Below are 13,407 nucleotides of genomic sequence, written 5' to 3' on the forward strand. Positions count from 1 at the left end.
TCAGTGCACTTCCTTCAGTTCACGGTAGGCGGCCACCAGCGCGGCCGTGGACGGATCGAGGCCGGGTACGGACCCCGCCGCGGTAGCGGCTGATGTAAACGTCTCGGTCAGGGCGGGTTCGACGCGCTTGGCGAGCACCTTGCCGAGTTCGACGCCCCACTGGTCGAAGGAGTCGATGTTCCAGATCGCGCCCTGCACGAACACCTTGTGCTCGTACAGCGCGATCAGCTGGCCGAGGACGGACGGGGTCAGCTCGGTGGCCAGGACGGTGGTGGTGGGGTGGTTGCCCCGGAACGTCTTGTGCGGGACCAGTTCCTCCGGCACCCCCTCGGCGCGCACCTCGTCCGCCGTCTTGCCGAAGGCGAGGGCCTGGGTCTGGGCGAAGAAGTTGGCCATCAGCAGGTCGTGCTGGTCCTTGAGTCCGTCGCTCAGCTCGGCGACCGGCCGGGCGAAGCCGATGAAGTCCGCCGGGATCAGCTTCGTGCCCTGGTGGATCAGCTGGTAGTAGGCGTGCTGCCCGTTGGTGCCGGGCGTGCCCCAGACCACCGGCCCGGTCTGCCACTCCACCGCACGGCCCTCACGGTCGACGGACTTGCCGTTGGACTCCATGTCGAGCTGCTGGAGATAGGCGGTGAACTTCGACAGGTAGTGCGAGTACGGCAGCACCGCGTGCGACTGCGCGTCGAGGAAGTTGCCGTACCAGACGCCCAGCAGACCGAGGAGCAGCGGGGCGTTGACCGGCGCCTCGGCGTTGCGGAAGTGCTCGTCGACGATGCGGAAGCCGTCGAGCATCTCCCGGAAGCGGTCCGGGCCGATGGCGATCATCAGGGACAGCCCGATCGCCGAGTCGTACGAGTACCGGCCGCCGACCCAGTCCCAGAACTCGAACATGTTGGCCGTGTCGATGCCGAAGTCGGCGACCTTCTCCGCGTTCGTCGACAGCGCCACGAAGTGCTTCGCGACCGCCTTGTCATCACCGTCGAAGGCTTCCAGCAGCCAGGAGCGGGCCGACGTCGCGTTCGTGATCGTCTCGATCGTGGTGAACGTCTTGGACGCCACGATGAACAGCGTCTCGGCCGGGTCCAGGTCCCGGACCGCCTCGTGCAGGTCCGCGCCGTCCACGTTGGACACGAACCGGAAGGTCAGCGAGCGGTCGGTGAAGGCGCGCAGCGCCTCGTACGCCATCGCCGGACCGAGGTCGGAGCCGCCGATGCCGATGTTGACGACGTTGCGGATGCGCCTGCCGGTGTGCCCGGTCCACTCGCCGGAACGGACCCGGTCCGCGAAGGCGGCCATCCGGTCCAGGACGGCGTGCACCTTGGGCACGACGTTCTCGCCGTCGACCTCGATCACCGCGTCCCTGGGGGCGCGCAGCGCGGTGTGCAGGACCGCCCGGTCCTCGGTGATGTTGATCCGCTCGCCGCGGAACATGGCGTCCCGCAGCCCGAACACGCCGGTGGCGGTGGCCAGGTCCTGGAGCAGGGCCAGCGTCTCGTCGTTGACGAGGTGCTTCGAGTAGTCGATGCGCAGGTCGCCGACGCGCACGACGTAGCGTTCCGCGCGCCCCGGGTCGGCGGCGAACAGCTCGCGCAGGTCCGGTTGCGGCAGGGCGTCCGTGCGGTGGTCCGCCAGCGCGGTCCACTCGGGCCGCCGGTTGAGCTTCGGGGAGTCAGACATGGACAGGGGTCTCCTTGCCGGCCTCGCCGCGCAGGGCGATGGCGTACATCTCGTCCGCGTCGAGGCGCCTGAGCTCCTCGGCGATGAGTTCGGAGGTGGGGCGCACCTTCAGCGCGAGGGAGCGCGGGGGCTGACCGGGCAGGGTCATCGTGGCGAGCGGGCCCTCCGGCCGGTCGATGACGATCTCGCCGTTCGCGGTGCCGAGCCGGACGGCCGTGACGACCGGGCCGTCGGTGACCACCCGGTCGACGGTGACGCCGAGGCGCGCCTCCAGCCAGCGGGCCAGCAGCTCGGCCGCCGGGTTGTCCGCCTCGGCCTCCACCACCGCCGAGGTCACCGGCACCCGCGCCTGGTCCAGCGCCGCGGCCAGCATGGACCGCCACAGCGTCAGCCGGGTCCAGGCGAGGTCGGTGTCGCCGGGCGTGTAGGAGCGGACCCGGCGGGCGAGTACCTCCATCGGCCGCTCGACCGCGTACAGGTCGGTGATCCTGCGCTGCGCCAGCGCGCCCAGCGGGTCGCCCGCCGGGTTGTCGGGCGCCTCCACCGGCCACCACACGACGACCGGGGCGTCCGGAAGCAGCAGCGGCAGCACCACCGAGTCGGCGTGCTCGGACACCTCCCCGTACATGCGCAGGACGACGGTCTCGCCGGTGCCGGCCTCGGAGCCGACCCGGACCTCCGCGTCGAGGTGCGAGCGGGTGCGGTCGCGCAGGTTGCGGGGGTGGCGCTTGATGACGACCAGGGTGCGCGAGGGGTGCTCGTGCGAGGCCTCCTCGGCCGCCTTGATCGCGTCGTAGGCGTTCTCCTCGTCGGTGACGATCACCAGCGTGAGCACCATGCCCACGGCCGGGGTGCCGATGGCCCGGCGGCCCTGCACCAGCGCCTTGTTGATCTTGCTTGCCGTGGTGTCGGTCAGGTCGATCCTCATGGCCTGCGCCAGCTCCGTCCGTCTCGTGCGAGCATCTCGTCGGCTTCCCGCGGTCCCCAGCCGCCCGAGTCGTACTGGGCGGGCCTGCCGTGCGCGCCCCAGTACTGTTCGATCGGGTCGAGGATCCGCCAGGACTCTTCCACTTCCTGGTGGCGCGGGAACAGGTTGGCGTCGCCCAGAAGGACGTCCAGGATCAGCCGTTCGTACGCCTCCGGGCTGGACTCCGTGAACGACTCGCCGTACGCGAAGTCCATGGACACGTCCCGGATCTCCATCGACGTGCCCGGCACCTTGGAGCCGAAGCGCACCGTCATGCCCTCGTCCGGCTGGACGCGGATGACGATCGCGTTCTCGCCCAGCTCCTCCGTGGCGGTGGAGTCGAAGGGGGAGTGCGGGGCCCGCTGGAAGACGACCGCGATCTCCGTGACCCGGCGGCCCAGCCGCTTGCCGGTGCGCAGGTAGAAGGGGACGCCCGCCCAGCGGCGGTTGTCGACGCCCAGCTTGATCGCCGCGTAGGTGTCGGTGGTGGAGGCCGGGTCGATGCCCTCCTCCTCCAGGTAGCCCGGCACCTGCGCGCCGCCCTGCCAGCCGCCCGCGTACTGCCCGCGCACGGTGTGGTCGTCGAGGTCGTCAGGCAGCCGCACCGCCTTCAGCACCTTCAGCTTCTCGGTGAGCAGCGACGCCGCGTCGAAGGAGGCGGGCTCCTCCATGGCGGTCAGGGCCATCAGCTGGAGCAGATGGTTCTGGATGACGTCACGGGCCGCGCCGATGCCGTCGTAGTAGCCGGCCCGGCCGCCGATGCCGATGTCCTCCGCCATCGTGATCTGCACGTGGTCGACGTAGGACCGGTTCCAGATCGGCTCGTACATCTGGTTGGCGAAGCGCAGCGCCAGGATGTTCTGGACGGTCTCCTTGCCCAGGTAGTGGTCGATGCGGAAGACCTGCTCCGGGTCGAAGACCTCGTGCACCAGCGCGTTCAGGTCACGGGCGCTGTCCAGGTCGTGCCCGAACGGCTTCTCGATCACCGCGCGCCGCCAGGAGCCCTCCGGGGCGTCGGTCAGCCCGTGCTTCTTGAGCTGCTGGACGACCTTCGGGAAGAACTTCGGGGGCACCGAGAGGTAGAAGGCGTAGTTGCCGCTGGTGCCGCGGGAGGCGTCCAGCTCGGCCACGGCCTTGCGCAGCTGTTCGAACGCGGCGTCGTCGTCGAAGTCGCCGGGGATGAACCGCATGCCCTCGGAGAGCTGCTGCCAGACCTCCTCGCGGAACGGCGTACGGGCGTGCTCCTTGACGGCGTCGTGCACGACCTCGGCGAAGTCCTGGTCCTCCCAGTCCCGGCGGGCGAAGCCGACCAGCGAGAAGCCGGGCGGCAGCAGGCCGCGGTTGGCCAGGTCGTACACGGCCGGCATGAGCTTGCGGCGGGAGAGGTCGCCGGTGACGCCGAAGATGACCAGCCCGGAGGGGCCCGCGATACGGGGGAGACGGCGGTCCTGCGGATCGCGCAGGGGGTTGCTCCAGTCGAGCGGTGTCACGGGCGTGACGGCCTTCCCGTCCGCCGCTTCCGCCTTCGCCCCCTTGGCGGCGCGGGCCGGCCCGGTCTTCTTCGCGCTCCGCGGCGCCTTGGCAGGACCGGCCGTCTTCGCCGCCTCGGCGGCCCGTGACTCCTCGACCTCCTCGGCGTGCAGCGGTCCCGCGGCCTCCCGGGCCGTGCGGGCCTCCTTGGCCTCCTTCGTCGCCTTGGTCTCGTGGACCGTCGTAGCGGGAAGGTCCTCGCTCATTCCCCGTCAACTCCCTTGCTGTCGAGGGACTTCGTCACGGCACCGAGCAGGTCCTGCCAGGCGTCCTCGAACTTGGCCACGCCCTCCTGCTCCAACTGCTCCACCACCTCGTCGTACGAGATACCGAGCCGCTCCACGGCCGCGAGGTCCGCCCGGGCCTGGGCGTACCCGCCGGTGACCGTGTCGCCCCGTACGTCGCCGTGATCGGCGGCGGCGTGCAGGGTGGCCTCCGGCATCGTGTTCACGGTGCCGGGAGCGACCAGCTCCTCCACGTACAGGGTGTCCCGGAATGCCGGGTCCTTCACCCCGGTCGACGCCCACAGGGGACGCTGGGGGTTGGCGCGGGCCCCGGCCAGGGCGGTGAAGCGGGCGCCCGGCTGTGTCGAATCGTCGGCAGAGCCGAACACGTTCTCGTACGCCTCGTAGGCCAGTCGCGCGTTGGCCGGCGCCGCCTTCCCGCGCAGGGCGAGGGCCTCCTCCGTGCCCAGCAGCGTCAGGCGCTTGTCGATCTCGCTGTCGACGCGGGAGACGAAGAAGGAGGCGACGGAGTGGATGCCCGCCAGGCCGAGACCTGCCGCCCGCGCCTTCTCCAGACCGGCGAGGTAGGCGTCCATGACCTCGCCGTACCGCTCCAGGGAGAAGATCAGCGTGACGTTGACGCTGATGCCGGCGCCGATGACCTCGGTGATCGCCGGGAGACCGGCCCTGGTCGCCGGGATCTTGATCATCACGTTGGGGCGGTCGACCAGCCAGGCCAGCTGGCGGGCCTCGGCGATCGTGGCCCGCGTGTCGTGGGCGAGGCGCGGGTCGACCTCGATGGAGACCCGGCCGTCCCGGCCGCCGGTCGCGTCGTACACCTCGCGCAGCACGTCGGCGGCGGCGCGGACGTCGGCGGTGGTCATCATGCGGACCGCCTCGTCCACGGTGACGCCCCGGGTCGCCAGGTCGGCCAACTGCTCCTCGTACCCCTCGCCGGAGCCGATGGCGGCCTGGAAGATCGACGGGTTGGTGGTCACGCCGACGACGTTCTTCGTCCTGATCAGCTCGGCGAGGTTGCCGGACTCGATCCGCCGCCGCGACAGGTCGTCCAGCCAGACGGAGACGCCCTGGTCGGCCAGGCGCTTCAGTGCTCCCGCGGTCGCGGTCGCTTCGGTCACAGTGATCATCTTCTCTTTCTGCGGTCGGGTCGGCTGCGGATCGGAGTGGGATCCGGTCGGCTCAGCCGCGGGCGGCGGCCAGGGATGCCCTGGCGGCGGCGGCCACGTGCTCGGCGGTGAAGCCGAACCCGGCGAACAGGGTCCTGGCGTCGGCGGAGGCGCCGAAGTGCTCCAGGGAGACGATGCGGCCGGCGTCCCCCACGTACTTGTGCCAGGTCAGGCCGATCCCGGCCTCCACGGCCGCCCGGGCCCGCACGGACGGCGGCAGCACGCCCTCGCGGTACTCGCGCGGCTGCTCCTCGAACCACTCGACGGACGGCATCGACACCACCCGGGTGGCCGTGCCCTCCGCCTCCAGCGCCTCCCGCGCGGCCACGGCGAGCTGGACCTCGGAGCCGGTGGCGATCAGGACGACGTCCGGGGCGCCGGTGGACGCCTCGGCGAGGACGTAGCCGCCGCGCGCCGCGTCCGGGTTGGGCTCGTACGTGGGTACGCCCTGGCGGGTCAGGGACAGGCCGTGCGGGGCGGGGTGGGTGGAGTGCCGCCGGAGGATCTCGGCCCAGGCGGTGGCGGTCTCGTTGGCGTCGGCGGGGCGGACGACGTTCAGGCCGGGGATGGCGCGCAGCGCGGCCAGGTGCTCGACCGGCTGGTGGGTGGGGCCGTCCTCGCCCGCTGGTGTCCCGCGAGGGAGGAGGCCTCGGCGGAGACGCCTTCCTGGAGGTCGCCGTCGGAGACGATCGCCCAGACGGTGTGGTCGAACGGGGACTCGCCCGTGGGCGCCGCGGGATCGAACAGGCCGCGCTCGTAGCGGGCGGCCATCGCCATGCCGACGGCGTTGGCCACGCCCTGGCCGAGCGGTCCGGTCGTCGTCTCCACGCCCGCGGTGTGCCCGTACTCGGGGTGGCCGGGCGTCTTGGAGCCGTGCGTGCGGAAGGCCCTGAGGTCGTCCAGCTCCACCTCGTACCCGGCGAGGTAGAGCTGGGTGTAGAGGGTCAGCGACGTGTGGCCGGGGGAGAGGACGAAGCGGTCACGGCCGGTCCACTCCGGGTCGGCGGGGTCGTGCCGCATCACCTTCTGAAAGATCGTGTACGCCGCTGGGGCCAGGGCCATCGCCGTGCCCGGGTGGCCGTTCCCGGCCTTCTCCACCGCATCGGCCGCCAGGACGCGGGCGGTGTCGACGGCACGCCGGTCGAGTTCGGTCCATGTGAAGCGGTCCGCGCTGTCCACTGTCTGCGTGCTCATCTTCAAGAAATCCTCGATCGGAGCGAGAGAACTGGTCGAACTGGTCTGACGCGTTCAAACTTAAAAGTCTGACTTTTGAGAGTGAAGGTCGTCCTGTGCCAGCCTGTGGTGAAACTGGGACACGCCCCGGCCCCGGGGCGCACGGGCGGGACGGCACGAGAAGGACATGGCGGACGAAAACAGCCAAGACGGCGGCGACGGCAGCGGCGGCGACGGGATCAGAACGTTCCCCTTCCCGGTCGATCTCAGCCTCCTCGGCGTCGGTATGCAGGTCGGCCCCATGGGCTCGGGCCGCACCTGGCACGCACACGCCCCGCTGCACCGCGTCCACCGCATCGACTTCCACGTCGTCATGCTCTTCACCGGCGGCCCGGTCCGCCACATGATCGACTTCACCGAGTACGAGGCCACGGCCGGCGATCTGCTGTGGATCCGGCCCGGACAGGTCCACCGCTTCTCGCCGGACAGCGAGTACCGCGGAACCGTGCTGACCATGCAGCCCGGCTTCCTGCCGCGCGCCACCGTGGAGGCCACCGGCCTCTACCGCTACGACCTGCCGCCGCTGCTCCGCCCCGACGAGGCGCGGCTCGCCGGCCTGACCGCCGCGCTCGGCCAACTGCGGCGCGAGTACGAGGACGCGACGACCCTGCCGCTCAGCCTGCACACCGCGGTGCTGCGCCACACGCTCTCCGCGTTCCTGCTGCGACTGGCCCATCTCGCGGTCAGCTCCGCCCAAGCGGCGCGTCAGGGGCGGGCGGACACGCCGTGGGACACGACCTTCACCCTGTTCCGCGAGGCGGTCGAGCGGGGCTTCGCCACCAATCACAGCGTCAGCGCCTACGCCGACGCGCTCGGTTACTCCCGCCGCACCCTCGTCCGCGCGGTGCGTGCCGCCACCGGCGAGACGCCCAAGGGATTCATCGACAAGCGCGTGGTCCTGGAGGCCAGACGGCTCCTCGCCCACACCGAGATGCCGATCGGCCGGGTCGGCGCGGCGGTCGGCTTCCCGGACGCGGCGAACTTCTCCAAGTTCTTCCAGCAGCACACCGATCAGACGCCGGCGGCCTTCCGGGCGGAACTGCGCTGAGCCGGGCGGTCGGCGGACGCACGACGAAGGGGCCCCACGCGTGCGTGGAGCCCCTTTGCCCTCCTGCGGGGGCTGTGTTCGGGCCGCTCGCTGCTCAGCGGCCGAAGCTGAACCAGTTCACGTTCACGAAGTCGGCCGGCCGGCCGCTGGTGAACGTCGGATACACGTCGTGGGTGCCCATCGCCGAGCGGCGTCGGTGAAGCCGAGAGAGTCCCCGCCGGGCAGGAGAGTGCAGCCCGTGAACGTCATGAACGTCGCGAATGCGCCCGACCGCGTATGCCCGGCGGTGTCACGAGGTCTGAGCGGTCCCGCTCTCACCGCGGCCTCCCGGCCGCACCGCGCCCTCGGGCCGCCACCCCAGCGCCCGGGAGATCCCGCGCGCCGCCACCCGCACCGCCGGGACCAGCGTCGGCACCCGGGCGCCGGCGTGCGGTACGACGACCGAGACGGCCGCGGTCACCGTCCCGTCCGGGCCGTACAGGGGAGCGGCCACCGACAGCGCGTCGTCGGTGACCTGACGGTCGCTCACCGCCGCGCCGGTGCGCCGCACCTCCGCCAGCACCCGGCGCAGCAGCCCCGGGTCGGTGATCGTGTACGGCGTGAAGGAGGCGAGCGGTCCCGCGCGGTACGCCTCCTGGAACTCCGGTTCGCCGTGCGCGAGCAGGGCGAGCCCGACCCCCGTGGCGTGCAGCGGCCAGCGGGCGCCGACGCGGATGTGCACGCCGACCGACGAACGGCCCGCCAGCCACTCGATGTACACGACCTCGCCGCCGTCCCGCACCGCCAGCTGCACGTTCTCGTGCGTCGCCTCGTACAGGTCCTCCAGGTACGGCAGCGCGACCTGCCGCAGCGCGAGACCGCGCGGGGCGAGCGCCGCGACCTCCCACAGCCGCAGGCCCACGTGGTAGACGCCCGACGCGTCCCGCTCCAGCGCGCCCCACCGGGTCAGGGCACGCACCAGCCGGTGCGCGGTGGTCAGACTCAGATCGGCCCGGCGGCTGATCTCCGTCAGGGACAGCGCCGGGTGCTCGTGGTCGAACGCGGCGAGCACGGAGAGCAGCCGTTCGGGCGCGGTGGGGGTGTGCTCGCCCGGGCGGGGCCGGGAGCGGGGGAGGGCGGTCATTGGGCGGGCGTCCTCCGGAGGGGAGGGGGAGGGGCGGGGGGTGTGGGGCCGAGCGTACGGGGCCCTCCGGGGAACGGGACAGCGGAAGGTGGAGGTGGGTGCGGGGCGCATGATCGCTCCTCGTACCTCGTGCCGGGACCGGCCGGCCTTCGCCGGCACCCGGTGTCCAGTGGGCTGCCGGGGGCGGGACGGGGACAAGGTGGAGGGGGTGCGCGGTCGCCGCTGTAGGCGGTGTGGGGGCGGGCCGTCTCTCGCTGGTGCCGGGCGTTCGGTGAGCCGGTGCGGGGTGCGGGGTGCGGGGTGCGGGGTGCGGGGTGTGGGGTGCGGGGTGCGGGGTGTGGGGTGCGGGGTGCGCGGGCGCGGGGTGCGCGGGGTGCGCGGGCGCGGTCGTAGGTCGTGCGGGACCGGCCGGTGCGCGCCGGTGCGCGCCGGTGCCCGGCGGTCGGTGAGGCGGTGCGGGGTGCGCGGGTGCGGTCGTACGCAGTGCGGGGGCCTGGCCGCCGCTCGTCGGTGCCGGGCGTTTGGTGAGCCTGTGCGGGGTGCGCCGTCGTACACCGTGCGGGACCGGGCCGGCCGTCGTCGGTGCCCGGCGGTCGGTGAGGCGGTGCGGGGTGCGCGGGTGCGGTCGTGCGCTGTGCGGGGATCGGCGGTGCTCGTCCGTACCCGGCGTTCGGTGTGGCGCCGGGGCCGGCGTGCCATGATCGGCGCGGCAGGTGGAGGTTCGGCCGGGTGAGGGAAGGGTGCGGGTGTGAGGCTGACGATTCTGGGCGGCGGTGGGTTCCGGGTGCCGCTCGTGTACGGGGCGCTCCTCGGAGACCGGGCCGAGGGACGCGTGACCCGGGTCGTGCTGCACGACCTGGACGCGGCCCGGCTGTCGGCGGTCAGCCGGGTGCTGGCCGAGCAGGCCGCGGGGGTGCCGGACGCGCCCGAGGTGACCGCGACGACCGACCTGGACGAGGCGCTGCGCGGCGCCGACTTCGTGTTCTCCGCGATCCGCGTCGGCGGCCTGGAGGGGCGCGCCGAGGACGAACGGGTGGCGCTCGCCGAGGGCGTGCTCGGGCAGGAGACGGTCGGTGCGGGCGGTATCGCCTACGGCCTGCGGACCGTCCCGGTCGCCGTCGACATCGCCCGCCGCGTGGCCCGGCTGGCACCGGACGCCTGGGTCATCAACTTCACCAACCCGGCCGGCCTGGTCACCGAGGCCATGTCCTGGCACCTCGGCGACCGCGTCATCGGCATCTGCGACTCGCCGGTCGGCCTCGGCCGCCGCGTCGCCCGCGTGCTGGGCGCCGACCCGGACCGGGCCTGGATCGACTACGTCGGCCTCAACCACCTCGGCTGGGTGCGCGGCCTGCGCGTGGCCGGCCGCGACGAACTCCCGCGGCTGCTCGCCGACCCGGCGCTGCTCGGCTCCTTCGAGGAGGGCCGGCTCTTCGGCCCCGACTGGCTCCGGTCGCTCGGCGCGATCCCCAACGAGTACCTGCACTACTACTACTTCAACCGCGAGACCGTCCGCGCCTACCAGGAGGCCGACCGTACCCGCGGTGCCTTCCTGCGCGACCAGCAGGCCCGCTTCTACGACGAGATGCGCCGCCCCGCCGCCCCGGCCCTGGCCACCTGGGACCGCACCCGCGCCGAACGCGAGGCCACCTACATGGCGGAGAACCGGGAGACGGCCGGCGCGGGTGAACGCGAGGCCGACGACCTGTCCGGCGGCTACGAGAAGGTGGCCCTCGCGCTGATGCGGGCCGTCGCCCGCAACGAACGCACCACGCTGATCCTCAACGTCCGCAACCGCGGCACCCTGGCCGTCCTCGACCCCGACGCCGTGATCGAGGTCCCCTGCCTGGTCGACGCGGACGGCGCCCACCCGGTGGCCGTCGACCCGCTGCCCGGGCACGCCACCGGCCTGGTCTGCGCGGTCAAGGCCGTCGAGCGCGAGGTCCTGGCGGCGGCCGACGCCGGCTCCCGTACGGCGGCGGTACGCGCCTTCGCCCTGCACCCCCTCGTCGACTCGGTGAACGTCGCCCACCGCCTCGTCGACGGCTACACCGCGGTCCACCCGGGGCTGGCGTACCTGAGGTAGGACGCCGGGCGGGGAGGCCGCCCGCCTACGCGGGAGCCCCCGCGGCCGGGTCCGGTGCGGGGACGCCCAGCGGACGGGCGGACCGCGCGGCGAGCGGGACCTGCGCGACCGGCGCGGGAGCCTGGACCGGCCCGGCGGCGAGGTCCGTGCGCTGCTGGGGCAGCGACACCGGCCGCAGCGGACGCGGGCCGGACACCACCGTGTAGTCCTGGCCGAGGAACGGCGGCTCCAGCTCGCCCGGGTCGTCGCCCAGGGCCAGCCGGACGGCCGCCCACGGCACGTTGACCCCGCACAGCGCCAGCTGGTGCAGCCCGCCGGCCGGGCGGGTGTTGACGTCCATCAGGACCGGACGGTCCCCGTACATCCGGAACTGCACGTTGGACAGGTGGTGCAGCCCGAAGGCCTCCGCGATCCGCCGCGCCGGCGCCAGCCACTGCTCGTGGAGGGTGAACCCGCGGCGGCGGCCGTTCTTGGTCCGGCCGACCGCCAGCCGCACCCGGTTGTCGGGGCCGGTGAGGCAGTCCACCGACACCTCCGGCTGTTCGAGCCGCGGCATCACCAGCCAGTCGACCGGCTCCTCGGCCGCCCGCAGCGCCTCGACGACCAGCGGCAGTGGAACGGACGGGCTCGGAAACCCGTTCAGGTGCGCGAGGGAGAAGGAGTCCCGGGTGACCATCCGGAAGCCCACGCCGCCCGCGCCGGACGCCGGCTTGAAGCACGCCCGGTGGCCGTGCCCCTCCAGCTCCTCCACCGCGAGGACGAGTTCGTCGGCCGTGCGGACCCGCCACCACGGCGGCACCGGCACGCCGATCGCGCGGACCGCCTCGTACGCGATCACCTTGTCCTGGAAGACCGCCACCGCCTCCGGGGGCGGCGCGAGCAGCGCCGTACCGGCCGCCTCGAACTCGGCGCGGTGGGCCACGATCGCGGACTGGTGCAGCCGGGGCACGAACACGTCGATGCCGCGTCGCGCGCACTGGTCCAGGGCGTACTCGACGTAACCGGCCGGGGACAGACCCTCCGGCTCCAGGTCGGCGGTGTCCGCGGCGGCCAGCACCGGGGAGTCCGGGTCGCCGTGCGTGGCATGGATCTCGACGGCCCGGTCGGCGGGATTTCTGCGCAGCTGATCCATGAAGAAGACGTTCTCCGCGTACGTACGGTTGAGCCAGACGCGTACGGGAGAAACCATGCAAGCCGCCTTTCGGGGTTCGCGGGCAGGGCGAAGCGGGCCGTGCCCGGCCAGGGGGTTGGAGGGACACCGGGCCGCTCTGCGTGGAGGCAGAGTCGGGGCTGTGGTGTTGGGGCGATCATAGGGGTACCCGCGCCCCCGAGCGCAACGAGCGTCACACGGATGCGCCGGGCGGGGGCGGGCCGCTCTTGTTGCGGGGGCGGGCCGCTCTTGTTACGGGGTGGGGGATGTGATCTCGTGGCGTGGAAACGCGCACGCCGAAGGGGTGGGGGATGACGTCGACGTCCGGTGGCCAGGGGCAGCTGTGGGCCATCAGCGACCTGCACGTCGGATACGCGGAGAACCGGGCGCTGGTCGAGAAGATGCGGCCCGACTCCGACGACGACTGGCTCCTGGTCGCCGGCGACGTCGCGGAGACCGTCGCCGACATCCGCTGGGCCCTGGGCACCCTCGCGGACCGCTTCCGCCGGGTCGTCTGGGCCCCCGGCAACCACGAACTGTGGACGCATCCCAAGGACCAGGTCACCCTGCGCGGCGTCGCCCGCTACGAGCACCTGGTCGAGATGTGCCGTGAGCTGGGCGTGACCACACCCGAGGATCCCTACCCGGTGTGGGAGGGCGCGGGCGGCCCGGCGGTCGTCGCACCGCTGTTCCTGCTCTACGACTACTCGTTCCTGCCCGGCGGGTGCGCCACCAAGGACGAGGGGCTGGCGTACGCGCACGGCACCGGCGTCGTCTGCAACGACGAGTTCCTGCTGCACCCCGACCCGTACCCGAGCCGCGAGGCCTGGTGCCGGGCGCGGGTCGCGGACACCGAGCGCAGACTGGCCGCGCTTCCCGCGGAACTGCCGACGGTCCTCGTCAACCACTACCCGTTGGACCGTCACCCCACCGACGTCCTGTGGTACCCCGAGTTCGCCATGTGGTGCGGCACCCGCCGGACCGCCGACTGGCACCGCATGTTCCGGGTCGCCACCATGGTCTACGGGCACCTGCACATCCCGCGGACCACGTGGCACGAGGGTGTCCGCTTCGAGGAGGTCTCGGTGGGCTATCCGCGCGAGTGGCGGGGGCGGACCGGTCCGCCGGGGCAGCTGCGCCGCATCCTGCCGCCGCCGGCGTCCGGGGAGGTGTCCCCTTGAC

9 protein-coding genes and 1 pseudogene are annotated in these 13,407 nt (G+C 72.8%); 3 read left to right on the plus strand and 7 right to left on the minus strand.

Annotated features, from left to right (window positions below):
- The 5 genes and pseudogenes from pgi to ACFWR9_RS01530 form a co-directional block, all read right to left on the minus strand.
- Complete coding sequence (gene pgi, locus ACFWR9_RS01510; RefSeq protein WP_383833748.1) at nucleotides 1-1,677, minus strand: glucose-6-phosphate isomerase; 1,677 nt, start codon at nucleotides 1,675-1,677, stop codon at nucleotides 1-3.
- Nucleotides 1,670-2,605: a glucose-6-phosphate dehydrogenase assembly protein OpcA gene (opcA, locus tag ACFWR9_RS01515; protein ID WP_383833751.1), complete on the minus strand. Its 936-nt coding sequence runs from the start codon at nucleotides 2,603-2,605 to the stop codon at nucleotides 1,670-1,672. The genes pgi and opcA overlap by 8 nt, the downstream gene beginning before the upstream one ends.
- Nucleotides 2,602-4,380, minus strand: a complete 1,779-nt coding sequence (zwf, locus tag ACFWR9_RS01520; RefSeq protein ID WP_383833754.1) for a glucose-6-phosphate dehydrogenase — start codon at nucleotides 4,378-4,380, stop codon at nucleotides 2,602-2,604. The genes opcA and zwf overlap by 4 nt, the downstream gene beginning before the upstream one ends.
- Nucleotides 4,377-5,546, minus strand: coding sequence for a transaldolase (gene tal / locus ACFWR9_RS01525; protein WP_383833757.1), 1,170 nt, complete (start codon nucleotides 5,544-5,546; stop codon nucleotides 4,377-4,379). The genes zwf and tal overlap by 4 nt, the downstream gene beginning before the upstream one ends.
- Before the next feature lie 52 nt (nucleotides 5,547-5,598).
- Nucleotides 5,599-6,779: pseudogene (locus tag ACFWR9_RS01530) on the minus strand (transketolase C-terminal domain-containing protein).
- A gap of 166 nt (nucleotides 6,780-6,945) precedes the next feature.
- On the opposite strand from ACFWR9_RS01530, the gene ACFWR9_RS01535 reads away from it, so the two are divergent.
- A complete protein-coding gene (locus tag ACFWR9_RS01535; protein ID WP_383833760.1) occupies nucleotides 6,946-7,866 on the plus strand; it encodes an AraC family transcriptional regulator in 921 nt (306 codons plus the stop codon).
- Nucleotides 7,867-8,155: 289 nt separating this feature from the next.
- Here ACFWR9_RS01535 and ACFWR9_RS01540 read toward each other — a convergent pair whose 3' ends face one another.
- Nucleotides 8,156-8,989, minus strand: a complete 834-nt coding sequence (locus ACFWR9_RS01540; RefSeq protein WP_383833763.1) for an IclR family transcriptional regulator — start codon at nucleotides 8,987-8,989, stop codon at nucleotides 8,156-8,158.
- 748 nt (nucleotides 8,990-9,737) lie between these two features.
- Between ACFWR9_RS01540 and ACFWR9_RS01545 the strand changes: the two genes are divergently transcribed.
- Nucleotides 9,738-11,075 carry a 6-phospho-beta-glucosidase gene (locus ACFWR9_RS01545; protein ID WP_383833766.1) on the plus strand — a complete coding sequence of 446 codons (1,338 nt, stop codon included), beginning with the start codon at nucleotides 9,738-9,740 and terminating at the stop codon, nucleotides 11,073-11,075.
- A gap of 25 nt (nucleotides 11,076-11,100) precedes the next feature.
- Here the strand turns inward: ACFWR9_RS01545 and ACFWR9_RS01550 are convergent, their stop codons facing one another.
- Nucleotides 11,101-12,264, minus strand: a complete 1,164-nt coding sequence (locus tag ACFWR9_RS01550) for an ATP-grasp domain-containing protein (protein WP_383833769.1) — start codon at nucleotides 12,262-12,264, stop codon at nucleotides 11,101-11,103.
- A gap of 272 nt (nucleotides 12,265-12,536) precedes the next feature.
- Here ACFWR9_RS01550 and ACFWR9_RS01555 point away from each other — a divergent pair, with 272 nt between their 5' ends.
- Nucleotides 12,537-13,406: a metallophosphoesterase family protein gene (locus ACFWR9_RS01555; protein ID WP_383833772.1), complete on the plus strand. Its 870-nt coding sequence runs from the start codon at nucleotides 12,537-12,539 to the stop codon at nucleotides 13,404-13,406.
- Nucleotide 13,407: the final 1 nt, after the last annotated feature.

The sequence above is a fragment of the Streptomyces sp. NPDC058534 genome (genome assembly GCF_042717365.1).
GTDB lineage: Bacteria > Actinomycetota > Actinomycetes > Streptomycetales > Streptomycetaceae > Streptomyces.

Excerpts from the sequence above, each read along its gene's own strand:
- tal (WP_383833757.1), bottom strand. The coding sequence starts at position 5,546 with ATGATCACTGTGACCGAAGCGACCGCGACCGCGGGAGCACTGAAGCGC.
- zwf (WP_383833754.1), bottom strand. The coding sequence starts at position 4,380 with ATGAGCGAGGACCTTCCCGCTACGACGGTCCACGAGACCAAGGCGACG.
- ACFWR9_RS01535 (WP_383833760.1), top strand. The coding sequence starts at position 6,946 with ATGGCGGACGAAAACAGCCAAGACGGCGGCGACGGCAGCGGCGGCGAC.
- pgi (WP_383833748.1), bottom strand. The coding sequence starts at position 1,677 with ATGTCTGACTCCCCGAAGCTCAACCGGCGGCCCGAGTGGACCGCGCTG.
- opcA (WP_383833751.1), bottom strand. The coding sequence starts at position 2,605 with ATGAGGATCGACCTGACCGACACCACGGCAAGCAAGATCAACAAGGCG.
- ACFWR9_RS01540 (WP_383833763.1), bottom strand. The coding sequence starts at position 8,989 with ATGACCGCCCTCCCCCGCTCCCGGCCCCGCCCGGGCGAGCACACCCCC.
- ACFWR9_RS01550 (WP_383833769.1), bottom strand. The coding sequence starts at position 12,264 with ATGGTTTCTCCCGTACGCGTCTGGCTCAACCGTACGTACGCGGAGAAC.
- ACFWR9_RS01555 (WP_383833772.1), top strand. The coding sequence starts at position 12,537 with ATGACGTCGACGTCCGGTGGCCAGGGGCAGCTGTGGGCCATCAGCGAC.